This window comes from Sphingomonas sp. SDUR79, from assembly GCF_056821745.1.
The window spans coordinates 1,657,334-1,682,740 of sequence record NZ_JBPDIN010000001.1; the positions used below are offsets into that span (position 1 = coordinate 1,657,334).

Below are 25,407 nucleotides of genomic sequence, written 5' to 3' on the forward strand. Positions count from 1 at the left end.
TCGGCTCCGGGGGAGGCCCTAAAAAAAAAGGGGGCGCCGCGGACTGGCCGGGCGCCCCGTCGAGTTCAGGAGGGGAAAAATGCGTCTCCGCACACCCGGTTTATGCAGCGCGCCACGGGTTCGAACCACGGTCAGACTCTGACGGCGGGCCCCGCCGCATCCGGCGTGATGCCCAAAATGCACGGCCGGAACTTTTTCTATACAGCTGTCATGAAACCGGTTACAGTTTTGGTGCAAAAAACATAATAGGCGGGCCGCCGAGTCGCGCATCACGCGCACACGGCTGTTCAGGGTAAACGTTGTCAAACCTCCAGGGGGGATGCTGTGAAGGCTTCACATTTCGCAACTAATGGACTTGTTCGCGGTTCGCGCCTGCGCGCCGCTGCTGCTGCACTCGCATGGTCGAGCGCGGGCACGGTGCTGGCCATCGGCCTTGCCGTCCCGGCGCAGGCCCAGGTCTCCTCGTCGCTGCGCGGCAAGGTGACGGCCGAGGGCGGCGTCAGCCAGGTTACCGCCGTCAATGTCGACACCGGCTTCACCCGCACCAGCACGCCGGCCGCCGACGGCAGCTACCAGTTCGCATCGCTCCCGCCCGGCACCTACCGGCTTGAAGTGACGACCCCCAGCGGCGTGCGCCGCACGGACGAGTTCCGCCTTGCGGTCGCACAGAATGCCGTGTTCGATTTCGACCTGGCGGCACCGCAAGTGGCGTCGGCCGATGGCGGCGAAGAAATCATCGTCACCGGCGGCCGCATCCGTTCGATGCAGGGCGGCGAAGTGGGCACGACGATCAGCCCGCGCCTGATCGAACAGCTGCCGCAGAACAACCGCAACTTCCTTGCCTTTGCCGATCTGGCGCCGGGCGTTCAGTTCATCACCAACGGCAGCGACCAGTCGCGCCTGCAGGGTGGTGCGCAGAATTCCAACAGCGTCAACATCTTCATCGATGGCGTCGGCCAGAAGGACTATGTCCTCAAGAACGGTATCACCGGCCAGGATTCGACCCAGGGCAACCCGTTCCCGCAGTCGGCGATTGCCGAGTATCGCGTGATCAGCTCGAACTACAAGGCCGAGTTCGACCAGGTCAGCTCGGTTGCGATCACCGCGGTGACCAAGTCGGGCACGAACCAGTTCGAGGGTTCGGGCTTCATCGACTTCACCAATCAGGACCTGCGCGATCCGACCCCGAACGAAGTGCTGCGTCCCGGCGCGACCGGCAAGATCCGGACCCGGGATCTGCAGTTCGGCGGCACGCTGGGCGGCCCGATCATCAAGGACATGCTGCACTTCTTTGCCAGCTATGAAGGCAAGCGTCGCCTGACCCCGCGGACGGTAACCTTCCCCTCGTCGCTGAGCTCGGGCCAGTCGCTGGTTCCGGCGGCGCTCGCCGCGAACTACGGCGAGTATAACGAAGAGTTCAACGAGAACCTGTATTTCGGCAAGCTCACCTTCACCCCGACCGACAACGACCTGTTCGAATTTTCGGGCAAGTATCGCGACGAAACCGGCGAGCAGTTCAACAGCGGTATCGCCGCCTATGAAACGCGCACGCTCGCGCGCGTCAAGGAAATCCGCGCCCTGGGCCGGTGGGAGCATACCGCCGAAAACTGGGTCAACGACTTCAAGGTCGCGTATGAAGACGTGACGTGGAACCCGCGTCCGGCGACGCAGGCCAATCGCAACGTCTATCGCATCCGCATCCCCAACCCCGCCAACCCGACCCAGAATCTGGACGGCAACGTGCTGGAGACCGGTGGCGGCACCAACTTCCAGGACAAGGGGCAGAAGGGTTGGCAGATCTCCAACGACTTCACCTACACCGGGCTTGAAGGGCACACCATCAAGGCGGGCGTGAAGGCGAAGTGGGTGACGCTCAACTCGCTGCAGCTCAACGGCTTCAACCCGGTGTTCCGCTACTTCACCCCGCTGGGTGCGACCACGCTGAACACGACGACGCCGTACCAGATGAGCTTCCAGGCGCTGGCCGGCGGCTTCACCGATGCGCAGCTGCGTTCGAAGAACTTCCAGCTCGGCCTGTACATTCAGGACGATTGGGACGTCACCGATCGCCTGACGGTCAACCTCGGTCTGCGCTGGGATTATGAAGAAACCCCGGCGTTCCTGAACTATGTCCACTCGGCGGCACAGGTCGCGGCGGTCCAGCCGGCCAATTATCCGAACCTGACCGGCGCGAACTACAACATCAACGACTACATCTCGACCGGCAACGAGCGGAAGGCGTTCACGGGCGCATTCCAGCCGCGCGTCGGCTTCAACTACAAGCTTGACGAAGCGGGCCGTTTTGCCGTTTTCGGCGGGTTCGGCCGGTCCTATGACCGCACCCAGTTCGACTTCATCCAGCAGGAGCTGGCACAGGGGTCGGCTGCGGGCCGCACGTTCAACTTCATCGTCCCGGGCGATACGGTCAACGTCTGCACGCCGAGCGCGACCTGCATCCCCTACAACCCGGTCTATCAGACCGAAGCTGGCCGCGCGGCGCTCATCGCCGGGCTCCCGGCGGGTGCGGGGCGCGAACTGCGCTTCATCAAGAATGACCTGAAGACGCCCTATTCGGACCAGTACAGCATCGGTCTGCGCGGCGATTTCGGGCTGCTGAATGCGGAAATCGGCTATTCGCACGTCGAGAGCCGCGACGGCTTCGTCTATATGCTCGGCAACCGTCGTCCGGGCGGGCTGTTCTTCCCGGCGACCGGCAACCCTGATGCGCCGTTCGGCTTCCCGCCTTCGCCGTTCGGGTCGATCATCATCGGCGACAACGGTCTTGAGACCAACGCCGACACCGGCTTCATCAAGCTGATCAAGCGTTACACGGCAGCTTCGCCGTGGAGCATCGACGCGACCTACACCTACACCAAGGCGAACGAGAATCGTCAGTTCGGTGAAGTGTTCTCGCTCGATTACTCCAGCATCGACGAATATCCGTTCCGTCCGTCGGCGGGCGTGCGCAGCCATCGCTTCGTGATGGCGGGCACGGTCGACATTCCGTACGGCATCACGCTGGCGACCAAGTTCCAGATCGCGTCGCCGGTCTGGCTCAAGCGCTTCGTGACCACGCCGGGCGTCGGCGTGCCGGGGACCAAGGACATCGTCGCGATCGAAGCGGATGGCAATGGCGACAAGTGGGGCTATCGTCAGCTCGACCTGTCGGCGACGAAGGAGTTCAAGCTGGGCTTCATCACCGATCAGACCCGCGTGTGGTTCCGCATCGACATCATCAACCTGATGAACGATCGCAACTATAACGGGTTCAACTCGACGACCGGTCTGCGCGATCCGAACAACTACGGCATCGACGGTCCGCCGCGCACGGTGAAGGTCTCGACCGGCTTCAACTTCTAACCGGTCTCTCGATTACGGCGCGCGGACGGATTCCCCCGTCCGCGCGCCTTTTTTTGTGTGTAAAGGAGTATCCCATGGGCTTTCGTCTGCCTTCGCTCGGTCTCGCGATGCTGCCGCTTGCAGCTGCCTGTTCGACCCTGCCGCCGGCGGCGACCGCCCCTGCCCCCGCGCCCGCTGCAGGCCAGGCGGCGTTTGCCGAGGATCTCTCGCGCCGCACCTTTGATTATTTCTGGGATACGACCAGCGTCGACACCTGCCTTGCGCCGGATCGCTGGCCGTCCAACCCCTTTTCCAGCATCGCCGCGACGGGCTTTGCGCTGACCGCCTATGGCATCGGGGCCGAGCGCGGCTATGTGACGCGCGCAGCAGCCGCCGAGCGGACGCGTAAGTGCATGGAATTCTACTGGAACGCGCCGCAGGGCCCGGCGGTCAGCGGCACTGCGGGGCATAAGGGCTTTTTCTATCACTTCCTGAAGAACGGGGATGGCACCCGCTACCGCAATACCGAGCTGTCGACGGTCGACACCACGCTGCTGCTCGGCGGCGTGCTGTTCGCGCAAAGCTATTTCGACCGCGATGATCCGACCGAAGTGGCGATCCGCGATCTGGCCGAGAAGATCTACGCCCGCGTCGACTGGACCTTCGTCCAGCGGGAGCGCAGCACGATCCCCTCGGCGAACAGCAAGGGCGGCAAGGCGATCGCGATGGGATGGTATCCCGAGCGCGGCCAGGGCGGCGATTTCGGGACGCATGACTGGGTCGGCTATGACGAGGGGATGCTGGTCTATATCCTTGCGCTCGGGTCGCCGACGCATCCGGTGGGCAAGGACGCGTGGGACAGCGGCTGGTCGGGCAAGCTCGGCAAGAGCTGGGGCACCTATTACGGGCAGGAGCATCTGCAGTTCGAGCCGCTGTTCGGCCACCAGTACAGCCATGTCTGGGTCGATTTCCGCGGCATCCAGGACGCGTTCATGGCCGGCAAGGGCATCGACTATTTCGAGAATAGCCGCCGCGCGACGCTGGCGCAGCGCGCCTATGGGATCGACAATCCGAACAAATGGACCGGCTATTCGGGCGAGATCTGGGGCTGGACCGCGTCGGACGGGCCCGGCGGCGCGGCCAATGGGCGCGTGGTCAATGGCAAGCCGCGCGAGTTTCAGGGCTATTCCGCGCGTGGCGTCAGCAGCTACCGCATTGTCGATGATGGCACCATCGTCCCCACCGCAGCGGGCGGATCGGTCGCGTTTGCGCCGGAGATCGCCCTGCCCGCGCTGATGGCGATGCGCGCGAAATATGGCGACAAGCTGTACCAGCGTTACGGGTTCAAGGACGCGTTCAACCCGAGCTACACCTTCACCGATGCGGGCAGCCGCGATGGCGTGGTCGATGCCAAGGATGGCTGGTTCGCGCGCGACTATCTGGGGATCGATCAGGGGCCGATCCTGGCGATGCTGGAGAACCACCGCAGCGGCCTGATCTGGAAGACGATGCGCAAGAACCCGCATATCCGTCGCGGGCTGGAGCGCGCCGGGTTCAAGGGCGGGTGGCTGGAGCAGGCGGGGGAGTAAGGCGACTCACACTGCCGTTTGTCCCCGGACTTGATCCGGGGTTGTCGAAGCACCGTTCGTGCGCTCAGTGACGACGGACTACGGCCCTTCGACAAGCTCAGGGCAAACGGCTGTAGAGCGATCCAGATAACACGCGCGATGCTCTGGATCGCCAAGCGTCACCGCGATCTGGCCCAAGCCGTCACCCCCGCGAAAGCGGGGGCCCATCTCCCGGACTGTGCGCTATCCGCACCGGCTTGGTGTGCCGATCATGCAGGAGATGGGCCCCCGCTTTCGCGGGGGTGACGATGAGGTCTGGCGGCAGCCTGAGCCCGCACTACTCCTCACCCATCCGCAGCGCGGCGATGAAGGCTTCCTGCGGGATGCTGACCGAACCATATTCGCGCATCTTCGCCTTACCCTTTTTCTGCTTGTCGAGCAGCTTGCGCTTACGCGTGGCGTCGCCGCCATAGCATTTGGCGGTCACGTCCTTGCGCATCGCGCTGATCGTTTCGCGCGCGATCACCTTGCCGCCGATCGCCGCCTGGATCGGGATCTTGAACAGATGGCGCGGGATCAGTTCCTTGAGCCGCTCGCACATGCCGCGCCCGCGGGCCTCGGCGGTCGAGCGGTGGACGATCATGCTGAGCGCGTCGACCGGCTCTTCGTTGACGAGGATGCCCATCTTGACCAGGTCGCCGTCGCGATAGCCGATCTGCTCATAATCGAAGCTGGCATAGCCCTTCGACAGCGATTTCAGGCGATCGTAGAAGTCGAACACGACTTCGTTGAGCGGCAGTTCGTACGTCACCTGCGCGCGCCCGCCGACATAGGTCAGGTTCTTCTGGATGCCGCGGCGGTCCTGACAGAGTTTCAGGATGGAGCCCAAATATTCGTCGGGGACATAGATCACCGCTTGGATCCACGGTTCGGCGATGCTTTCGATCTTGTTGGGATCGGGCATGTCGGCCGGGTTGTGCAGCTCGATATGCCCGCCGCCATGCGTCAGCTCGATCTGATACACCACCGACGGCGCGGTGGTGATGAGGTCGAGGTCATATTCGCGCATCAGCCGCTCCTGGATGATCTCCAGGTGCAGCAGGCCGAGGAAGCCGCAGCGGAAGCCGAAGCCGAGCGCGGCGCTGGTTTCCATCTCGAAGCTGAACGACGCGTCGTTGAGCCGCAGCTTGCTGATGCTCTCACGCAGCTTCTCGAAGTCGTTGGCGTCGACCGGAAACAGGCCGCAGAAGACCACCGACTGGACTTCCTTGAAGCCCGGCAGTGCTTCGGCTGCGGGGCGCTTGGCGTCGGTCAGCGTGTCGCCGACGCGCGCCTGTGCCACTTCCTTGATCTGTGCGGTGATGAAGCCGATTTCGCCCGGGCCAAGGTCGGGCAGCTGTTCGATCTTGGGCCGGAATGCGCCGACGCGGTCGACCAGATGGGTGGTCCCGGCGGCCATGAACTTGATCTGCTGGCCCTTTTTGATCGTGCCGTCGATCACGCGGATCAGGATGACGACGCCGAGATACGGGTCATACCAGCTGTCGACCAGCATCGCCTTGAGCGGCGCATCGGGGTCACCCTTGGGCGCGGGGATGCGCTCGCACACTGCGTTGAGGATTTCGTCGATGCCGATACCCGACTTGGCCGAGGCGAGCACCGCGCCCGAGGCGTCGATGCCGATCACCTCCTCGATCTCGTTGCGCACCTTTTCGGGTTCGGCGGATGGCAGGTCGATCTTGTTGATCACCGGCACGATTTCATGGTCGTGCTCGATCGACTGATAGACGTTGGCGAGCGTCTGCGCCTCGACGCCCTGTGCCGCGTCGACGACGAGCAGCGCGCCCTCGCACGCGGCGAGCGACCGGCTGACCTCATAGGCGAAGTCGACATGGCCCGGCGTGTCCATCAGGTTGAGGACATAATCCTTGCCGTCCGCCGCCTTCCAGTCGAGGCGCACGGTCTGCGCCTTGATCGTGATGCCGCGTTCCTTTTCGATGTCCATATTGTCGAGCACCTGCTCGGACATCTCACGCGCGGTGAGGCCGCCGGTGCGTTGGATGAGGCGATCGGCCAGGGTCGACTTGCCATGGTCGATATGCGCGATGATCGAAAAATTGCGGATACGGGAAATGTCGGTTGCCATAGACCGCGCGCGTAGCAGGGGTCGCGCCACTTGCGAAGGGGGATGCGCATCGTGGCGCGCATCCCCCGCCGGGCCACGCAATCAGATTCGCAGCTGACTGCCCAGTTCGACGACGCGGTTGGTTGGCAGCTTGAAATACTCCATTGCGCTTTCAGAGCTGCGCACCATCCATGCGAACAGCTTTTCGCGCCACAATGCCATGCCCGGCATTTCCCGCGTCGCGATCAGCTTTTGCCGTCCCAGGAAGAAACTGGTGCGCATCATATCGATCCCCCCGCCGAATGCATCGCTGCGCACCAGCTCCGCAGGCACATCGACCTCATCCATGAAGCCGTAATGCAGGATGACGCGATAGAAGCCCGATCCGGCTTCATGCACCTCCAGCCGTTTGTCGGGGGCGATATGCGGCACCTGTTCGACCATCACGTTCAGCACCACCACGCGTTCATGCACCACCTGATTATGCTTGAGGTTGTGGAGCAGCGCGGTCGGCACCGCATCGGCGGTGGTGGCGAGGAACACCGAGGTGCCGCCGACGCGATGGACCGACGCGACCGATTTGATGAACACTTCCAGCGGCACCGCCTCTTCGCCCAGTCGCGCACGCATCATCGCCCGCCCCTTGGCCCAGGTGGTCAGCACGGTGAAGATCACCGCCGCCACCACCAGCGGGAACCAGCCGCCATCGGCCAGCTTGGCAATGTTGGAGGCAAAGAAGGTCAGGTCGACCACCGCGAACAGCGCGATGACCGGCAGCGCGATCCAGCGTTTCCACTTCCACACATAGAGCAGCAGCACCGCCAGCATCGCCGTGGTGATCACCATCGTCCCGCTCACGGAAATGCCATAGGCCGCCGCCAGTCGTGTCGATTCGCCAAAGCCCAGCACCAGCAGCACGACCATCACCAACAACGACCAGTTGACCGCCGGAATATAGACCTGACCCGCCGCATGGGCGCTGGTGTGGACGATCTTGAGCCGGGGCAGGAAGCCGAGCTGTACCGCCTGTTGCGTGACCGAAAATGCTCCCGAAATCACCGCCTGGCTGGCGATGATCGTCGCGGCGGTGGCGATGAACACCAGCGGCAGCCGCGCCCATTCCGGTGCCATCAGGTAAAAGGGGTTGGCCACCGCCGTCGGATCGGTCAGCAGCAACGCCCCCTGTCCGAAATAATTGAGCATGAGGCACGGATAGACCAGCCCCAGCCACGACCAGCCGATCGCCCGCCGCCCGAAATGGCCCATATCGGCATAGAGCGTTTCCGCCCCGGTCACCGCCAGAAACACCGAACCCATCGCCAGAAACCCGGTCCAGGGGTCGCCGATCAGGAACAGTGCGGCGCGATGCGGGCTGAGCGCCATCAGGATGCCCGGTTCGCGGGCGATATTGACGATACCCAGCACCGCCAGCGCCGCGAAATAGATCAGCACCACCGGCCCGAACAACACCCCCATCCGCGCCGTCCCGCGCGACTGGACGACGAACAGCGCGATCAGGATCACGACTGCCACCGGCAACACGAGAGGGGCCAGCCGCGCCTCGACCACGGTCAACCCCTCCACCGCCGACAGCACCGATATCGCCGGGGTGATCATCGCGTCGCCATAGAATAGCGCCGCCGCCAGCACGCCGAGCAGTGCCAGTCCCGCCGTCCGTTTATGCGCGCCCAGGGCGCGGGATATCAGCGCCAGCAACGCGAACGATCCGCCCTCCCCCTTATTGTCCGCGCGCATCGCCACGAACACATATTTGACGGTGACGATCAGCATCAGCGACCAGAAGATCAGGCTGATCACGCCAAGGATGTGAAGGTCATCCACCGGTAACGGATGCGCGCCGATGAAGCTTTCCTTGAGCGCATAGAGCGGCGACGTGCCGATATCGCCATAGACGACACCGATCGCGCCGAGCATCAGCGCGGGTAGCGAATAACGATGGGATTGCCCGCCCCCAGCGGGGGTGGGATCGGATGCAGCCGCCATGGCGGGCGCGGGATGAGATGCCTGTGTCATCGCCGCGATGTGCGGCGGGGGGGCATGAAGATTCCATGTGATCGCCCGTCGGCGGGCATTAAGAAACACCGAAAGACGCACCCCGCCCCCTCGACGCAGACGATGACGCGGCGCACATCAGCGGCATGACCAACGACTCCCCCTTGGCCGCGCGCGGCAATCCGGTGCGCGGCGTGATCGAAACGGCATTGATGATCGCGGTGGCGACGCTGATCGGCCTGGCGCTCGCGCCACGCTGGGGCACGGCGGCGATCGACATGCTGTATCTGCCCCCCGTGCTGGTCGCCGCGATCTGGAGCGGGCGGCGTACCGCGATGGCCGCCGCGCTCGCCGCTGCGCTCGCCTATAATTACTTCTTCACCGCGCCCCGCCTCACCTTCCGCATCGATAGCCCCAATGAGCTGCTGACGGTGCTGGTGCTGCTGGTCGTGGCGCTCGCTGCCAGCCATCTGGCCGCATCGGTGCGGGCACAGGCGGCGCTGGCGCGCGGCCATGCCGGGCGTAACGCCGCCATTGCCGGCTTTGCCCGCCGCCTGCTCGGCTGTTCCGGGCGCGACGAGATTGCCACTGTGGCCGTGTCCGAACTTGGCCGCCTGTTCGCCTGCAACGCGGTGCTGGCAATTCCCGGATCGGCGGGAGGCGACACCGCCCCCATACCGATCGCCGCAGCCCCGGCGACGATCCGGCTCAATCCCAATGACGTCTCCGTCGCCGCGCTGGTGCTCGAGTCCGGCGATTGCGCCGGACGCGGGGTCGATCGCGCGCTGCCGACCGAATGGCAGTTTCATCCGGTGCGGTCGAATGACACCACGATCGCGGTGATGGGCCTGGCGCGCGACGATGGCAGCCCGGCGGTGCGCCGTGACCAATTGTCGCTGCTCGCCAGCCTGCTCGACCAGCTCGCCCTCGCCTTTGAGCGCGATCGGCTGGAGCTGGAGGCGAACGCGCATGTCCGCGACCGCGAGCGCGACAGGGTGCGCGAAACGCTGCTCTCCACCATCGGCGACGATCTCCACCCGCCGTTGCGCGCGATGCGGGAGGCGGTGGACGATCTGCGCCGCAGCCATCCGGCGGACAATCCCCGCCTGTCCGCGCTCGGCGGCGAACTGGCGCGGCTGCAACGCTATGTCGATAATCTGATGGAGCTGAGTCCGGTCGATGCCCAGCCGCCGATTGCGGTCGGCGACGGGGTGACGATCGACCTGTTCCAGCGTCACGTGCAGCGGCATGGGGCAGAGGTGCATCTGGCCCCGCGCGAATATGCGGTGCTGGCCGAACTGGCGCGGCATCCGGGGCGGGTGCTGTCGCACGCCCATCTGCTGCGCACCGCCTGGGGGCCGGCGCAGGAGGGGCAGGTCGATTATCTGCGCGTCGCGATCCGCGGGCTGCGGCAGAAACTGGAGGTCGATCCGGCGCACCCGCGGCTGATCGTCAACGAACCCGCGGTCGGTTATCGCCTGGCCAGCGGGTGAGCGGGCTTGCCCGGCCGCCTCGCCTGCGTCAGCATGGCGCGATGCGCATCCTTGCCCTCCTCCCGCTCGCCCTGCTCGCCGCGCCCGCATCGGCTGAGGCCCGCCCGTCCGGCTCCGTTGTGACCTATGTCGTCCGGCATTTCGACACGCCCAAGGGGGAGAAGGACCCGGACCTGCTGCCGCAGGGGGCCACGCGGGCCGAGGCGCTGGCGCGGTGGTTTCGGGGCAAGCGGCTATGCGCGATCCTGGTGACGCAGTATCAGCGCACGCGTCAGACCGCCGCCGCGCTCGCCGCCAGCCGGGGCATCGCGCTGCAAAGCTATGACGCCGCCGATACCGCCGGCGCGGTCGCGCGCGCCAAGGCGTCGCCCTGCCCGGTGCTGATCGTCGGGCACAGCAATACCGTTCCCGATATCGTCCAACAGCTGGGCGGCGCGCGCCCCGCCGATCTCAAGCATGAGGATTTCGGCGATGTATGGACGGTCGCCGATGGCAAGACCGACCGGGTCGTCGTGACGCCCTGAGCCAACTTCGCGTTACGCAGCACTTTTCCCGATGCGCAGCCATGACGGATGCGATATGACCCCGGCGGGGGCCGGGGGCTCTCCGTGTCAGAGCGTGTCAGTTGAAGGCGAACGGGCGATATTGCACCGTTGCCACGGCTTTTTGGGGCAGAACGCCCCTGAATGGGAGGAATAGTCCATGCGTCTCGTCCGCAATCTGATCGCTGCCACCGCGCTCGCCTCAATGGCGGCGGGTCCGATCGCCGCTTCCGCGCAGACCGCAACCAGCTCGTCCGGCAAGACCTATAAGGATGGCACGACCAAGGGCGCATCGTCGGGACGCCGCGATCAGGAACGCGGGCAGCGCGAAATCCCGCGCTGCACCAAAAACCTCGGCACGATCGCCATCGTCGAACCCGACAATCAATGGTGGCGCGAGCTGAACCTTGGCAGCCCCGAAGCCATCCTCAAGGTCTTCGTCCAGCAGTCGGGCTGCTTCACCATCGTCAACCGCGGCCGCGCGATGCAGAGCCGCGCGATGGAACGCGCGCTGCAGGAACAGGGCGAGATGCAGGGCGGCCAGAATATCGGCAAGGGCCAGGTGCGCACCGCCGATTACTTCCTTCAGCCCGACATTGTCTCGTCGAACAAGGATTCGGGCGGCAGCGCGGTCGGTGGCGCGATCGGTGGCCTGCTGGGTCGTCGCGGCGGCATCCTTGGCGGCGTCGGCGCGATCGCGGGCGGCATGAAGGTCAGCAAGAAGGAAGCGAGCGTCACCCTGTCGATGGTCGATGCACGCACGACCGAGGAAAAGGCACTGACCGAGGGCTATGCCCGCAAGACCGATGTCGGTTTCGGCGGTGGCGCGGCAAGCGGCTGGTGGGGCGGGTTCGCCGCAGCTGGCGGCAGCGGCTATCAGAACACCGAAATCGGCCAGGTAATCGTCCTTGCCTATCTCGATGCCTATACCAAGCTGGTCTACCAGCTGGGGGGGCTGCCTGACGACGCGGCGGCGGCGGCCCCGCCCGCGCGACGCTGAGCCTCACCAGATCGTTGGAATCAGGGGCCGGAATTACCCATTCCGGCCCTTTTTTCGACAGGGCGATCTGCGAAGACTCCCTTAACGCACAATCAACCACGTCTTTACGCGCTTCGGTATAGACCTTTCGGGCAAAGCGACTCTCTAGAGATGCCGGATGGGCCGGCGCAGTTGCTTGGCGGGGTCATATGCCACTCGAGACGGTTCGGAGCGCAGGACTAAGCGGTGCGTCGGGCACGCTGATCGCGCTTGTCGCCGCCGATGGCAGCGCGACGCATCCCTATCTGGCGCGCCTGACGAGCGGCGTCGCAATGCTGCGCGACCTGGGCGACCTTGCCCACCAGATCTGCCTGCTCCACGCCCGTCACCCCGATCTGTTCGAACTGGCAGCGGCCCAGTCGCGCCAGCCCGCCGCCGCCGAATGGCTGGCGCAGGCGGTGCGCGGATTTGCCGCCGAGCGCGCCTATCTCGTCCGAATCGTGGCCGCCGCCGGGCCGATGCCGAGCACGCCGGGACAAGCCGCGTCGGAAGCCGCCGTTACCGCACAGCGCCACGCGCTCGACATGCTGGCCCAGTCCGACCGCAATGGCTGTGCCGACGGCACCGCGATCGCGCTGGCGCTCGACTGGCCGGGGATCCGCTCGGTCCTCGATCTGCTTGCCAGGCGGCTGGGGATCGAGCCGCCTGCTTGCGACCTGCCGCCGGCGTTCGAGACGGCGACGGTGATCGATGTCCTTGCCGGCACGCTGCCCGTTGAGCGCGCGATGGTGTTCGGAGCGCAGCAGACGCTGGCGCAGCATCGCGGTCTGATCGATCTGCTCGAAGCGCGCGCTTCGGCCCGCGGACGGGACTGACCCGCACTCCCCGCTTGCGCGTCACCGCCTTTCGCAGCTACTCCATACCCGATCTTCCAATTTGACCGGGGACGGAAATGCGCTTTGAAGGCACGCAGGATTATGTCGCAACCGACGATCTGAAGGTCGCGGTCAACGCCGCCGTCACGCTGCGCCGCCCGCTGCTGGTCAAGGGTGAGCCAGGCACCGGCAAGACGGTTCTGGCCTATGAAATCGCCAAGGCGGTCGGCGCGCCGCTGATCGAATGGAACGTCAAATCGACGACCAAGGCGCATCAGGGCCTGTATGAATATGACGCGGTGGCGCGGCTGCGCGACGGCCAGCTCGGCGACCCGCGCGTGCATGAGATTTCAAACTATATCCGCAAGGGCAAATTGTGGGAGGCATTCACCTCCCCCCAGCTCCCCGTCCTGCTGATCGACGAGATCGACAAGGCCGATATCGAATTCCCCAACGACCTGCTGCACGAACTCGATCGCATGGAATTCCATGTTTACGAGACCGGCGAGACGGTCCGCGCCGCCGAGCGGCCGATCGTGGTGATCACGTCGAACAACGAAAAGGAGCTGCCCGACGCGTTCCTGCGCCGCTGCTTCTTCCATTATATCAAATTCCCCGATCGCGGCACGATGCAGGCGATCATCGACGTGCATTTCCCCGGCATCCAGAAGATCCTGGTAAGCAAGGCGATGGATATCTTCTACGATATCCGCGAGGTGCCGGGCCTGAAGAAAAAGCCGAGCACCAGCGAGCTGCTCGACTGGCTCAAACTGCTGCTGCACGAGGATATGCCGCTCGACGTGCTGCAATCGCGCGACCCGAGCAAGGCGATCCCCCCGCTGCACGGCGCATTGCTGAAGAACGAGCAGGACGTGATGCTGTTCGAACGGCTGGCGTTCATGGCGCGGCGGCAGGCACCCAAAGGCTGACGTCCCGCTCGATCAGATCGCTCAGCCCACCATTTCCAAGCGGTCCCGTGTCACACGCGGGTAACGCGACGCGCCGATAAGGCCCGCGGCGGAGGCGGCTGGTTGGCACTCCCCCTGTGCGCGTGGGATAGGGGGAACGGCGATGCTGAAACGGCTTGGTTTGCTTAAGCTCGTATCTTTGGCGCTCGCGTCTGTGACGCTCGCTTCATGCGATGGAACATCGATGCGCGCGGTGACGGTGGTCGGATCGTCAACCGTATTGCCCTTTACCAAGGCGGTGGCGACGGCCTTTGTCGAGCAGGATAACGGTCGTCGCACGCCAGTGGTCGAATCCACCGGTACCGGCGGCGGCATGGTTCGCTTTTGCGAGGGCGTGGGCGGGAAGTATCCCGACATCGTCAACGCATCGCGCCGCATGCACGCCAAGGAATTCGACACCTGCCAGGCCAATGGCGTCAAGGACATCATCGAAGTGCCGATCGGGCTGGACGGCATTGCCATGGCCGAGTCCAATGATGGGCCCAAGCTGACGCTGACGCGCAAGGACATCTATCTGGCGCTTGCGGCGAACCCGATGGGCAAGCCCAACACCGCCAGGACGTGGAAGGACGTCAATCCCGCCCTGCCCGCGACGCCGATCACCGTGCTTGGCCCGCCATCGACGAGCGGGACGCGCGAAGCCTTTGTTGAACTGATCCTCGAACCGGGATGCATCGCGGCCAATCCGGCGGCCAAGGAGCTGAAGACCAATCCCGATCCAGCGCTGTTCGACGCAGCCTGTCGCAGCCTGCGCAAGGACGGCGCCTATGTCGAAAAGGGCGAGGACGACAATCTGATCGTCGAGGGGCTGGCCGGCAATCGTCAGGCGGTCGGCGTGGTCGGCTATTCCTATCTCGAAAAGAACCGGTCGCGCCTGCATGGCGTGCCGATCGATGGCGTGACGCCGACCTATCAGGATATCGCCAGCGGCAAGTATCCGGGCGTGCGCAGCCTCTATCTCTATGTGAAGAAGAAGCACCTCGACGCGATGCCCGAGCTGCAGGATTTCCTGAAGCTCTACGCCACGATGTGGGCACCGAACGGCCCGCTGACCGAACGCGGCCTGATCCCCGCGCCGGACAAGGTACGGCGCCGTGCGGCCGAGGCGATCGCCAATGGCTATGTGGTGGAGCGCGCCGACCTGCCCTGAGCGTGGCGGGAGGTTAGGCGGTAGCGAGTTTCAACGCGCCACTCCCCTCCCTGAAAGGGAGGGGTCGGGAGTGGGTGCGCGCGTCTGCGCGCCGAACAGACTTAAACAGACCGTGCGGCAGAACAGCGGCAAGCGAGGCATCGAGCCTCGCTTGCCGCTAAACCCACCCCTCGCCCCTCCCTTTCAGGGAGGGGAATTGAATGTCGATACACCCTAAGGTCTGGAGCCAATTCGGGTTCAGCCCCTAGTCCGCCACCCGCACCACCAGCTTGCCGATCGCGCCGCGGTCGGCGAGTTTGGCGATGGCCTTGCCGCCATCCTCGAACGCGAACACCTCGCTGACGTGCGGGTTGATTTTCCCTTCTTCCCACAGGCGGAACAGGTGGTCGACATGCGCGGCGTTGGCCTGTGGGTCGCGTGCGGCGAAGGCGCCCCAGAACACGCCGCAGACGTCGCAGCTCTTGAGCAGGGTCAGGTTGAGCGCCAGTTTCGGAATGCCCGCCGGGAAACCGACGACAAGGTAGCGTCCTTCCCACGCGATCGAGCGGAGCGCGGGTTCGGCATAGTCGCCACCGACGGGGTCATAGATCACGTTCGCGCCATCCGGGCCGACCGCCGCCTTGAACTGCTCCGCCAGCGCCTTGGACGCATCCTTGTCGAACGGGGCGCGGCCATAGACGATTGTTTCGTCTGCACCGGCCGCCTTGGCCGCAGCAGCCTTTTCCTCGCTCGACACCGCAGCGACGACGCGCGCGCCGAATGCTTTGCCCAACTCGATTGCCGACAGTCCGATGCCGCCCGCCGCGCCGAGGATCAGCAGCGTGTCACCGGCCTTCAAATGCCCGCGATCCAGCAGCGCGTGGATGCTGGTGCCATAAGTCATCAGCAGCGCCGCGCCCTGTTCAAAACTCTTGCTGTCGGGCAGCGGGTAGAGGCGGCGGCGTTCGACCACGACCTTTTCGGCGAGGCCGTTCCAGCCGGTTGAGCCGAGCACGCGGTCGCCGGGCTTGAGGTCGGTGACGCCCTCCCCCACCGACTCCACCACGCCGGCGATTTCGCCGCCCGGCGCGAACGGGCGCGGGGGTTTGAACTGATATTTGTCCTCGATGATGATCACATCGGGGAAGTTGATCGCACAGGCCTTGACCGCGACCACCACCTCACCGGGTTTCGCCACCGGATCCGGCAGCTCACCCATGGTTAGAGTTTCAGGTCCGCCGACTTCCTTCGACAACAACGCCCGCATCACCGCTCTCCCTCTTGAGCCAGGGCCGCGCGTCGGCGACCATCGACTCATATTTCGAAATTGCGGTATCTCTTGCCAGTGTCAGCCCGACCTCGTCCAGCCCCTGCATCAGGCAATCGCGGCGGAACGGGTCCATCTCGAAGCTGAAGCGATCCTGGAACGGCGTGGTGACGGTCATCGTTTCGAGGTCGATGGTCACGGGATCGGTCTTCGCTACCTCGATCAGCCGGTCGATCGCCTCCTGCGGCAGCACCACCGCGACGATGCCGTTCTTGAACGCGTTACCCGAGAAGATGTCCGAATAGCTCGGCGCGATGACGGCGGTGATGCCCATGTCCTTCAGCGCCCAGGCGGCGTGTTCGCGGCTCGACCCGCATCCGAAATTGTCGCCCGCGATCAGGATCGGCGATCCGGCATAGGCGGGGTCATCGAAGATATTGCCCGGCTGCGCGCGCACCGTTTCGAACGCGCCCTTGCCAAGGCCTTCGCGGCTGATCGTCTTGAGCCAGTGGGCGGGGATGATGATGTCGGTGTCGATATTCTTGGCGCCCCACGGATAGGCGCGCCCTTCGACCTTGCGGACGGGGTCCATGTTCAGCTCCGGATCTGTTGCGGGCACGCGACGTTACGGGACGCGCCGTCACGCCGCCCGTTTCCCTGCCCGATCGATGCGATGATGTCGTGCGGCGCGCTCAGCGCACCGGTGCGACCGCCTGTGTGCTGGCCCGCGCTTCGCCAACCGTAACGTTGGTCGTCGAATAGACCGCAGCAGCGCCGCTGAGGATCGTGCCCGTGATCAATGCCACCAATACGCGCTTCACCGGTCATTCCCCCGCCTGGGCCCCCATCAGGTCCCGCACGTCCGTCAGTCGCCCGGTTACCGCCGCCGCCGCCGCCATCGCCGGCGAAACGAGATGCGTCCGGGCGCCCGGACCCTGTCGTCCTACGAAATTTCGGTTGGAAGTGGAAGCACATCTCTCGCCCGGCGGCACCTTATCGGGGTTCATTGCGAGACACATCGAACAGCCCGGCTCGCGCCATTCGAAACCCGCGCTGGTGAAGATGCGGTCCAGCCCCTCCGCCTCGGCCTGACGCTTGACCAGCCCCGAGCCGGGGACGATCAGCGCCTGACGCACGCCGTCGGCGACCTTGCGCCCGTTGACCACGGCGGCAGCGGCGCGCAGATCCTCGATCCGGCTGTTGGTGCAGCTGCCGATGAAGATATTCTCGACCGCGATGTCCTGCATCCGCGTGCCGGGAGTGAGGCCCATATAGTCGAGCGACTTTTGCGCCGCGACGCGCTTCGACGGATCGGCGAAGCCGTCGGGATCGGGCACCACGCCGGTAATCGGCACGACATCCTCAGGGCTGGTGCCCCAGGTGAGCGAGGGGGCGATGTCGCTGCCCTCCAGCGTCACCACGCGGTCGTACACCGCGCCCGGATCGCTCGGCAGGCTGCGCCACCATGCGAGCGCCTGTCCCCACTGCTCGCCCTTTGGTGCCATCGGGCGGCCCTTGAGGTACGCATAGGTCGTCTCATCGGGCGCGATCAGGCCGGAGCGCGCGCCGCCCTCGATCGACATGTTGCTGACCGTCAGCCGCCCCTCGACCGACAAGCCGCGGATCACATCGCCGGTATATTCGACGACATAGCCGGTGCCGCCCGCCGCCCCCGTCTTGCCGATGATCGCGAGGATCACGTCCTTTGCACTGACGCCATAGCCGAGCGTCCCGTCGACGCGGATTTCCATCGTCTTGGACTGGCTGAGCAGCAGGGTCTGGGTCGCCAGCACATGCTCGACCTCGCTCGTCCCGATGCCGAAGGCGAGCGCACCGAGCGCGCCATGGGCAGAGGTATGGCTGTCGCCGCACACGAGCGTCGTGCCCGGCAGGGTGAAGCCCTGTTCCGGGCCGACGACATGGACGATGCCCTGTTCCGGCGCGGTCGCACCGAAATAGTCGATGCCGAATTCGGCGACATTGCGCTCGAGCGCGGCAAGCTGTTGCGCGCTCTCATGGTCGGCGATCGGCAGGCGATTGCCCGCCGCATCGACCCGTGCGGTAGTGGGAAGGTTATGGTCCGGCACCGCGAGCGTCAGGTCGGGGCGGCGCACGCGGCGACCGGCCGCGCGCAGCCCCTCGAACGCCTGCGGGCTGGTCACCTCATGGACGAGGTGGCGGTCGATATAGATGAGGCAGGTGCCGTCCTCACGCCGTTCGACAACGTGCGAGGCCCAGATCTTCTCGTAAAGCGTAAGCGGTTTGCTGGCCATGATGCGGTCCCCTTACGCCTTTGTTGCGCGCGGGCAAGCGCAGGCGACATTTTGTGAGGTGAAGTGGGGCTTGGCTCAGGGTGCGAGGTGCCGCCATGCGCGCAACATGCCGACGAGGTGGACGACGCCGTAAACCAGCACGATCGCCGACGACCAGATCGCGAAGGTGTCGCTATGTTGCGGTCTCCAGAAGTGCAGCGGCACAAAGGCGAGCGCGCGGAACAGGTAGATCGCGGTGATCGCCACCAATGCGGTCCGCAGCAAGGGCAGCCGCGGGAACAATCCCGCCCCCGACGCGGCATAGGCGGCCCAGACCGCCAACACCGTCGCGATACCAAGCGTGATCAGCGTCGGTCGCAAATCGCCCCGTGCCGCCGCCCGCGCCATACCCTCGCCCGCCCCGAAGAAGCGATACCAGTCCGGCCCGCCGACGATGCAGCCGAAGTGCAGCAGGGCAGCCGCTCCAGACAAAGCGGCGGCGGCGATCAGCCAGCTCGATCCCGGATTGCTTACGACACTCGCCATCGGCTCTCCCCCACCGCTCCGTTCGGTTTAGCGCATCAGCGCGCCGCCGTCAGTGCCCGACGACGCCGAGCGACGCGAATGGCTTGTCATGCTCGCCATAGCGTTCGACCAGCGTTGCGCTCGCTTCGTTGAGGCCGATCACCTCGACCTGCTTGCCCTCGCCGCGCAGCCGCAGGACGATCTTGTCCAGCACCCCGGTCGCCGAAATGTCCCAGAAATGCGCGTCAGTGAGGTCGATCGTCACAGACTCCACCTGCTCCTCGCGGAACTCGATTGTTTCCATGATCCGGTCGGTCGAAGCGAAGAAGATCTGTCCGCCGATCGTGTAGCTGCGGGTTCGCCCATCGGCGCTCAGCGCGGTGTCGATCGTGACAAGCTGGCGCACCTTGCCCGCAAAGAAGATGCCCGACAGCAGCACGCCCGCGAGCACGCCCATCGACAGGTCATGCGTCCACACGACGATGATGACGGTTGCCAGCATCACCACGCTCGACTGCCACGGATGGACGCGCAGGTCGGCGAAGGACTGCCAGCGGAAGGTGCTGACCGATACGAACACCATCACCGCGACCAAGGCCGGCATCGGGATCTGCGCGACCCACGGGCCGAGCACGACGATCAGGATCAGCAGCAAGATGCCGGCAGCAAAGGTCGACAGGCGACGGCGCCCGCCCGACTTCACATTGATCACCGACTGGCCGATCATCGCACAGCCGCCCATGCCCCCGATCATGCCGGTGAAGAAATTGGCGATCCCCTGCCCCAGCGTCTCGCGCTGCTTGTCCGAGCGGGTTTCAGTCATGTCGTCGACGATCTGCGCGGTCAGCAGCGATTCGAGCAGGCCCACGGCGGCCATCGCCAGCGAGAAGGGCGCGATGATGCGCAGCGTTTCCCAGGTCAGCGGCACTTGTGGCCAATGGAACATCGGCAGCGCCTCGGGCAGCTTGCCCATCTCGCCCACCGTGTTGACGTCGATCCCCATGCCGATCGTCACCGCAGCGAGCAGCACGATCGCGACCAGCGGCGACGGTACCGTGCTGGTGATGCGCGGGAGCAGGTAGATGATCGCCAGCCCCGCCGCGACCATCGCATAGCTTTCCCAGCCCACGCCGGTCAGCTGCGGCAGCTGCGCCATGAAGATCAGGATCGCGAGCGCGTTGACGAAGCCGGTGATGACCGAGCGCGAGACGAAGCGCATCAGCAGGTCGAGCCGTAGCAGCGCGGCGATGCCCTGAAACACCCCCATCAGGATCGTCGCGGCAAACAGATATTCAACGCCATGATCGCGCACCAGCGGTCCGACGAGCACCGCCACCGCCGCTGTCGCTGCCGAGATCATACCCGGCCGCCCGCCAGTGATCGCGATGATCACCGCGATCGAGAAGCTGGCATAAAGGCCGACGCTGGGGTCTACCCCGGCGATCAACGCGAACCCGATCGCCTCCGGAATCAGCGCCAGCGCGACGACGAGGCCCGACACGATCTCGCGCCCCGGATTGGTCAGCCAGTCGCGGCGAACATTCGAGGCGAAGGACATATGGACATCGGCCATCGCGCGGCCTCCTCGGTGCTGCTGGGTCGGAACGTGCTGCTATGCAGCGATGGGCCCGTCCCTAGTCCTGGCGCTCCGGCTGATCAACCGGTGCGGCACCCATCCCCCGCCACAGCCCCGCCGCCGTGAACCCGCCGAACAATGCGCCCTCCGCCACGCTCGTGACGATCCGGCTGCGCAGGCCGAAGCCGGTTTCGCCGAGCAGCGCGCCGATCCGGCCGAGGTCGAGCCGTGCGCCCTCCATCGTCTGGGTGAGTACGTCGATGCTCCCGGCGAGCAGCCGCCCGCCGAGCAACGCGATGATCAGGCCCGCCGCAGCACCAAGCGCCATTCCGGCGATCCCTGCATGGCGTTTTGTGCTGCCCGCGCGGCGGGTTGTGATCCAGAATGCCAGTCCGACTGCGGCGCCCAGCGCCAGTCCCTCGGGCGCGCCGGTGATCCCTTCGGGCGCGCGACCAAGCAGCAAGGCGAAGGCGTCGATGCCGAGCAGCTTGGCCACTGCGCCCACGATCAGACCCGCAAACGCGCCACCTAGAATGACCAGTGGGGAGCTGGCGCCACGGCGCTGCACGGTCGCTGCGACGCCGAACGCGACCGCTCCGCCGCCGATCGCAGCGACCGCGATGGTGATACACGCGAGCACCAGCACGAATGACAGCGCCCCGCTCTGCGCCGACACCGCCAGCGTCGCACCGAGCACGCCATAGGTCAGCCCGCCGATGACTCCCGCCGCAACCGCCCCCGCCGCGCCGGTCGTTCCCATCCGCCATATCAACGACTGCGCAGGCAGTGGCTGCGGCGCAGGTGGCACGGGCAATGCCGGCGGAAGCGACGGCGCGGCCCCCTCCCCCTCGACCGCGCCGACGAAGCGATAGCCGAACTTGGGCACCGTCGCGATGAAGCGGGGATCGCCTGCCTCATCGCCCAGCGTGCGGCGCAGCGTGCGGATACATTGGGTCAGCGCCTCGTCTGTCACCGGAATGCCGCGCCACACCGCGTCCATGAACCGGTCCTTGGTCACCAATTGTCCGCGCTCACGCACCAGCAGGATCAGTGCGTCGAGATAGCGGGCGTTGAGCGGCACTTCAGCGCCGTCGCGGCGCAGCTGGCGCTCGGCGGTGTCGAGCTCGAAGCTCGCGAAACGATAGATGGCCGGGTCCCGGTTCATGTCAGCCATGGCGATTTCAGCGAAGCCTCAGATATTGCTCATGCCGCTCACCCACGGGCCGGGCCAGGGACGGGTATCGGCAATTCATGGAGGCAAGCAAGTGGTTGAACAAGCGAAGAGTGGTGGCGTGTGGCGCAATCCATGGCGCTTGATCGGATGGGGCGGGATCGCGGGTCTCCTGCTCCTCCCGGCGGTGGCGATGCAGTTTACTGATGAGGTCAACTGGAGCAGCGGCGATTTCCTGTTCGCGTTCCTGATGCTGGCCAGTGTCGGCATGGCGGTCGAACTGACCGTGCGCGCCAACCCGGCATGGTCCTATCGCGCAGGCATGGGGATCGTCCTGGCCGCGTGCTTCCTGACGATCTGGATCAACCTGGCGGTCGGGATCGTGGGGAATGAGAATAACCCCATCAACACGCTGTTCTTCCTCGCCCCGCTCGCCGCCATTGCGGGATCGGTGCTGGCCGGGTTCCGCGCGGGCGGCATGGCCGTCGCCACGATCCTCGCTGCGATCGTCCAGATCGCGGTGATGCTCTACATCTGGGTGGCCGGTGCGGGGTTTCCGATCGGAGTGACCGTGTTTTTCGGCACGTTGTGGCTGGTCGCGGCGGCGCTGTTCCGACAGGCGGGGCGGCGGTGACGCTCAATCCTCCCCCGCCAGGGGGAGGTGGCACGCGCAGCGTGACGGAGGGGGAGGAAGGGTCTCAGCAAGAGGCGACAGGACACAGCCGTCCTCCCCCTCCGTCGCCTTCGGCGCCACCTCCCCCTGGCGGGGGAGGATTATCCTAGCGCATCACACAGCCGCCAGTGCAACCTCATACTCAGCCGTGGTCTTTGCCGCGACCTCGTCCTCGGTCACGCCGGGAGCCAGTTCGATCAGGCGGAAGGGCGAGTCGTGGTCGACGCGCTGGAACACCGCGAGATCGGTGATGATCATATCGACGACATTCTTGCCAGTCAGCGGCAGCGTGCATTCGGGGATGAACTTGGGGCTGCCGTCCTTGGCATTATGCTCCATCACCACGATGATCTTCTTGACCCCGGCGACCAGGTCCATCGCGCCGCCCATGCCCTTGATCATCTTGCCCGGGATCATCCAGTTGGCGATATCGCCGGTCTGGCTGATCTCCATCGCGCCGAGCACGGTCAGGTCGATATGCCCGCCGCGGATCATCGCAAAGCTGTCCGCGCTGCTGAAATAGACCGACTGGGGCAGCTCGCTGATCGTCTGCTTGCCGGCATTGATCAGGTCGGGGTCTTCCTCACCCTCGAACGGGAACGGGCCGATGCCGAGCATGCCGTTCTCCGACTGCAGCGTCACCTCGACCCCCTCGGGGATGTGGTTGGCGACCAGGGTCGGGATGCCGATACCGAGATTGACGTAGAAACCGTCCTGCAATTCCTTTGCGGCGCGCGCGGCCATTTCGTCGCGGGTCCAGGGCATTAATCGAGGCTCCCCTCTTGGGTTGTAGTGATCTCGCCTTCTTGATGGCGAAGCTCTTCGCTGAGGCCAGCGACAATCTGCTCCAGCATCTCTCGCTCATCCTTGCCCCACGTGGTGGCATAGGCGCGCGCGGCGTGCCGTATCGTGTCGGACATGAGATAGCCGAAGACGTGAGGATCCTCCAGCAGCCTGGCATCGATCCACACGCTGCTACCGGCTCCATTCGTGACCCAAACGCGCATGATCTCATGCGATTGGTCGGTCAGCACCCCTCCCTGCGAAACGTCGAGGGCGTTGGGATGGTCGGTCATGGCGATTCCCCCGTCGTCGCGGTGCTGCGCACCGGGTTGGGCAGCAGGAACCAGCCCGCGCCCCAGAGCGGGGCGACCATCGTCTCGGTCGCGGCGGCACGGCTGCGCGCGGCGTCCCCCGCGTCGAAGCTGTCGCTGAAATCGCCCAGCGCATCGCCGACGATCGCGACGACGCAATAGCTGGAGGCGACGGTGCGGCGCACCTGATCGCCCGAAATCGGCGACTCCCCACCGCGCAGGATCAGCGTCTTGCCCGGCACGAACTCACCAAAGCCGAGCTTGGCGAGCATCGCCGCCGCCGCGTTGTTGCCGGAGGGTCGCCGCGCGCTGGTGAAGATCGCCTGCACGCCTTCGCGGCGCAGCGCGTCGATCCCTTCGACCGCACCCGGCACCGCGCTCACCTGATCGCTGCCATCGCCGATCCAGCGGCGGAAGCGCGCATCGGGGTCACTGCCAGCCGCGCTTTCATCCAGGTCGAACAGGATCGCGAACGGTTTTGCCTCGCACGGCACATAGCGCGGCGCGTCGAGCGTCGCGCCTTCGGCCAGCACGACCGAACGCACCGCCTCCCCCGCCTTGCGCACTGCGACCTGGCGTTCGACATAGGCCCAGAGCGACTGATAGGCCTGAAGCGACGCTGCAGCGGATTCCGCCGAGGCCGGCGCAGCGGGCGAAGACGCAGCCGCCGATGCCTGAAGCCGCAGCGCCAGCGCGCGTGCTTCGGGCGTTGCCAAAGTCGCGGTTGCATCGCCGGGCGTGGCCGCGACGGGGGCCGGCGTCGCGGTAGCAACGGGCTCAGCCTCCGGCTTGTCGCCGTCCAGCAACCGCTTCCCCGCGATCGATCCGCCCGCGACGATCGGGATCGCCGCCGCGACGCATCCGCCGCACAGCAGCCCCGCTGCGCCGAGCGTCAGCAGGGCGCGCAGCCGGCTCACGCCGCCTCGCTGGTCCGCTGACGGACCGTGCGGAACTCGATCTTCTTGTCGTAGGGCGCGCCGATAATCATCCGCTTCACATAGATGCCCGGCAGATGGATCGCATCGGGGTCGAGGCTGCCGACCGGCACCACTTCCTCGACCTCGGCCACGCAGATGTTGGCGGCGGTGGCCATCGGCTGATTGAAGTTGCGCGCGGTCTTGCGGAAGATCAGGTTCCCCGCCTCGTCCGCTTTCCACCCCTTGATGATGGCGAGGTCGGCGCGGATGCCGCGTTCCAGGATATATTCCTGGCCGTCGAACACCTTGACCTCCTTGCCCTCGGCCACCTTCGTGCCGACGCCGGTCTTGGTGTAAAAGCCGGGAATGCCCGCGCCGCCCGCGCGGCAGCGCTCGGCCAGCGTGCCCTGGGGGCAGAATTCGACTTCGAGCTCGCCCGCCAGATATTGCCGTTCGAATTCCTTGTTCTCACCGACATAAGACGAGATCATCTTGGCGACCTGGCGCGTGCGCAGCAGCTTGCCCAGCCCTTCGCCGTCGATACCGGCATTGTTGCTGGCAATGGTCAGGCCGGTGACGCCGCTGTCGCGGATCGCGTCGATCAGCCGCTCGGGGATGCCGCACAGGCCGAAGCCGCCCGCGCAAATCGTCATGCCGTCATGCAGCAGGCCCTCAAGCGCCGCTTCGGCAGTCGGGTACAGCTTGTTCATCGCCGCGAGTCTCTCCTAGCCCCTGTCAGCCGGGCGATAGTCGCGGGGGGTCGGCGCGGTCAAGCGAACCTGAACCAACTTTCAACTTTGTTCCGTTGCGTTGCGACGAATGAACGCTGCGCTGCGGCAAATACGTGGTCGGCGCCGTTGAAGCGTTAACCAATGCCCGATAGCATGCGATCGGTTTCCGG

At 65.5% G+C, this 25,407-nt stretch carries 22 protein-coding genes; 9 read left to right on the plus strand and 13 right to left on the minus strand.

What is annotated here, in order from left to right:
- Positions 1-324: 324 nt before the first annotated feature.
- Positions 325-3,360, plus strand: a complete 3,036-nt coding sequence (locus ACRYLO_RS08040) for a TonB-dependent receptor domain-containing protein (RefSeq protein WP_482659682.1) — start codon at positions 325-327, stop codon at positions 3,358-3,360.
- Positions 3,361-3,434: 74 nt separating this feature from the next.
- Positions 3,435-4,928, plus strand: a complete 1,494-nt coding sequence (locus ACRYLO_RS08045) for a glucoamylase family protein (protein ID WP_482659683.1) — start codon at positions 3,435-3,437, stop codon at positions 4,926-4,928.
- A 316-nt stretch (positions 4,929-5,244) separates the two neighbouring features.
- Here the strand turns inward: ACRYLO_RS08045 and lepA are convergent, their stop codons facing one another.
- Together lepA and ACRYLO_RS08055 are read right to left on the minus strand one after the other, a co-directional pair.
- Positions 5,245-7,053 (minus strand): translation elongation factor 4, encoded by a 1,809-nt coding sequence (gene lepA / locus ACRYLO_RS08050; protein ID WP_482659684.1) that lies wholly within the window; start codon positions 7,051-7,053, stop codon positions 5,245-5,247.
- An 81-nt stretch (positions 7,054-7,134) separates the two neighbouring features.
- Positions 7,135-9,066: a potassium transporter Kup gene (locus ACRYLO_RS08055; protein ID WP_482659685.1), complete on the minus strand. Its 1,932-nt coding sequence runs from the start codon at positions 9,064-9,066 to the stop codon at positions 7,135-7,137.
- A 125-nt stretch (positions 9,067-9,191) separates the two neighbouring features.
- Here ACRYLO_RS08055 and ACRYLO_RS08060 point away from each other — a divergent pair, with 125 nt between their 5' ends.
- The 6 genes from ACRYLO_RS08060 (at position 9,192) to ACRYLO_RS08085 (ending at position 15,052) form a co-directional block, all read left to right on the plus strand.
- The gene (locus ACRYLO_RS08060; protein ID WP_482659686.1) at positions 9,192-10,538 is read left to right on the plus strand and encodes a DUF4118 domain-containing protein; all 1,347 of its coding nucleotides are present in this window, start codon (positions 9,192-9,194) and stop codon (positions 10,536-10,538) included.
- Between the two features lie 41 nt (positions 10,539-10,579).
- Positions 10,580-11,062, plus strand: a complete 483-nt coding sequence (locus ACRYLO_RS08065) for a SixA phosphatase family protein (protein ID WP_482659687.1) — start codon at positions 10,580-10,582, stop codon at positions 11,060-11,062.
- A 178-nt stretch (positions 11,063-11,240) separates the two neighbouring features.
- Positions 11,241-12,080 carry a CsgG/HfaB family protein gene (locus tag ACRYLO_RS08070; protein ID WP_482659688.1) on the plus strand — a complete coding sequence of 280 codons (840 nt, stop codon included), beginning with the start codon at positions 11,241-11,243 and terminating at the stop codon, positions 12,078-12,080.
- A 188-nt stretch (positions 12,081-12,268) separates the two neighbouring features.
- Entirely contained in the window at positions 12,269-12,934 is a 666-nt protein-coding gene (locus tag ACRYLO_RS08075) for a DUF6975 family protein (RefSeq protein WP_482659689.1), read from the plus strand.
- Between the two features lie 77 nt (positions 12,935-13,011).
- Positions 13,012-13,863: an AAA family ATPase gene (locus ACRYLO_RS08080; protein WP_294017360.1), complete on the plus strand. Its 852-nt coding sequence runs from the start codon at positions 13,012-13,014 to the stop codon at positions 13,861-13,863.
- A 223-nt stretch (positions 13,864-14,086) separates the two neighbouring features.
- Entirely contained in the window at positions 14,087-15,052 is a 966-nt protein-coding gene (locus ACRYLO_RS08085) for a substrate-binding domain-containing protein (protein WP_482659690.1), read from the plus strand.
- 244 nt (positions 15,053-15,296) lie between these two features.
- Here ACRYLO_RS08085 and ACRYLO_RS08090 read toward each other — a convergent pair whose 3' ends face one another.
- The 7 genes from ACRYLO_RS08090 to ACRYLO_RS08120 form a co-directional block, all read right to left on the minus strand.
- Positions 15,297-16,298, minus strand: coding sequence for an NADPH:quinone oxidoreductase family protein (locus tag ACRYLO_RS08090; protein WP_482659691.1), 1,002 nt, complete (start codon positions 16,296-16,298; stop codon positions 15,297-15,299).
- Positions 16,261-16,890, minus strand: a complete 630-nt coding sequence (gene leuD, locus ACRYLO_RS08095) for a 3-isopropylmalate dehydratase small subunit (RefSeq protein WP_482659692.1) — start codon at positions 16,888-16,890, stop codon at positions 16,261-16,263. Before leuD ends, ACRYLO_RS08090 begins: the two co-directional genes overlap by 38 nt.
- A gap of 100 nt (positions 16,891-16,990) precedes the next feature.
- Positions 16,991-17,119, minus strand: coding sequence for a hypothetical protein (locus ACRYLO_RS08100; RefSeq protein WP_482659693.1), 129 nt, complete (start codon positions 17,117-17,119; stop codon positions 16,991-16,993).
- Positions 17,120-17,122: 3 nt separating this feature from the next.
- Entirely contained in the window at positions 17,123-18,571 is a 1,449-nt protein-coding gene (gene leuC, locus ACRYLO_RS08105) for a 3-isopropylmalate dehydratase large subunit (protein WP_482659694.1), read from the minus strand.
- A gap of 75 nt (positions 18,572-18,646) precedes the next feature.
- The gene (locus ACRYLO_RS08110; protein WP_482659695.1) at positions 18,647-19,096 is read right to left on the minus strand and encodes a hypothetical protein; all 450 of its coding nucleotides are present in this window, start codon (positions 19,094-19,096) and stop codon (positions 18,647-18,649) included.
- Between the two features lie 49 nt (positions 19,097-19,145).
- Positions 19,146-20,633, minus strand: a complete 1,488-nt coding sequence (locus tag ACRYLO_RS08115) for a SulP family inorganic anion transporter (protein ID WP_482661701.1) — start codon at positions 20,631-20,633, stop codon at positions 19,146-19,148.
- Positions 20,634-20,709: 76 nt separating this feature from the next.
- Entirely contained in the window at positions 20,710-21,825 is a 1,116-nt protein-coding gene (locus ACRYLO_RS08120; protein WP_482659696.1) for a winged helix-turn-helix domain-containing protein, read from the minus strand.
- A 91-nt stretch (positions 21,826-21,916) separates the two neighbouring features.
- On the opposite strand from ACRYLO_RS08120, the gene ACRYLO_RS08125 reads away from it, so the two are divergent.
- Entirely contained in the window at positions 21,917-22,456 is a 540-nt protein-coding gene (locus ACRYLO_RS08125) for a hypothetical protein (RefSeq protein WP_482659697.1), read from the plus strand.
- A gap of 153 nt (positions 22,457-22,609) precedes the next feature.
- On the opposite strand, the gene ACRYLO_RS08130 is transcribed toward ACRYLO_RS08125, so the two are convergent.
- The 4 genes from ACRYLO_RS08130 to ACRYLO_RS08145 are packed head-to-tail and all read right to left on the minus strand — an operon-like array spanning position 22,610 to position 25,216.
- Positions 22,610-23,260 carry a CoA transferase subunit B gene (locus ACRYLO_RS08130; protein ID WP_482659698.1) on the minus strand — a complete coding sequence of 217 codons (651 nt, stop codon included), beginning with the start codon at positions 23,258-23,260 and terminating at the stop codon, positions 22,610-22,612.
- Positions 23,260-23,571: a DUF5076 domain-containing protein gene (locus tag ACRYLO_RS08135; RefSeq protein WP_482659699.1), complete on the minus strand. Its 312-nt coding sequence runs from the start codon at positions 23,569-23,571 to the stop codon at positions 23,260-23,262. The genes ACRYLO_RS08130 and ACRYLO_RS08135 overlap by 1 nt, the downstream gene beginning before the upstream one ends.
- On the minus strand, positions 23,568-24,506 hold the full coding sequence (locus ACRYLO_RS08140; RefSeq protein WP_482659700.1) for an HAD family acid phosphatase: 939 nt from the start codon (positions 24,504-24,506) through the stop codon (positions 23,568-23,570). Before ACRYLO_RS08140 ends, ACRYLO_RS08135 begins: the two co-directional genes overlap by 4 nt.
- Positions 24,503-25,216, minus strand: a complete 714-nt coding sequence (locus ACRYLO_RS08145) for a CoA transferase subunit A (RefSeq protein WP_482659701.1) — start codon at positions 25,214-25,216, stop codon at positions 24,503-24,505. The genes ACRYLO_RS08140 and ACRYLO_RS08145 overlap by 4 nt, the downstream gene beginning before the upstream one ends.
- Between the last annotated feature and the right edge of the window lie 191 nt (positions 25,217-25,407).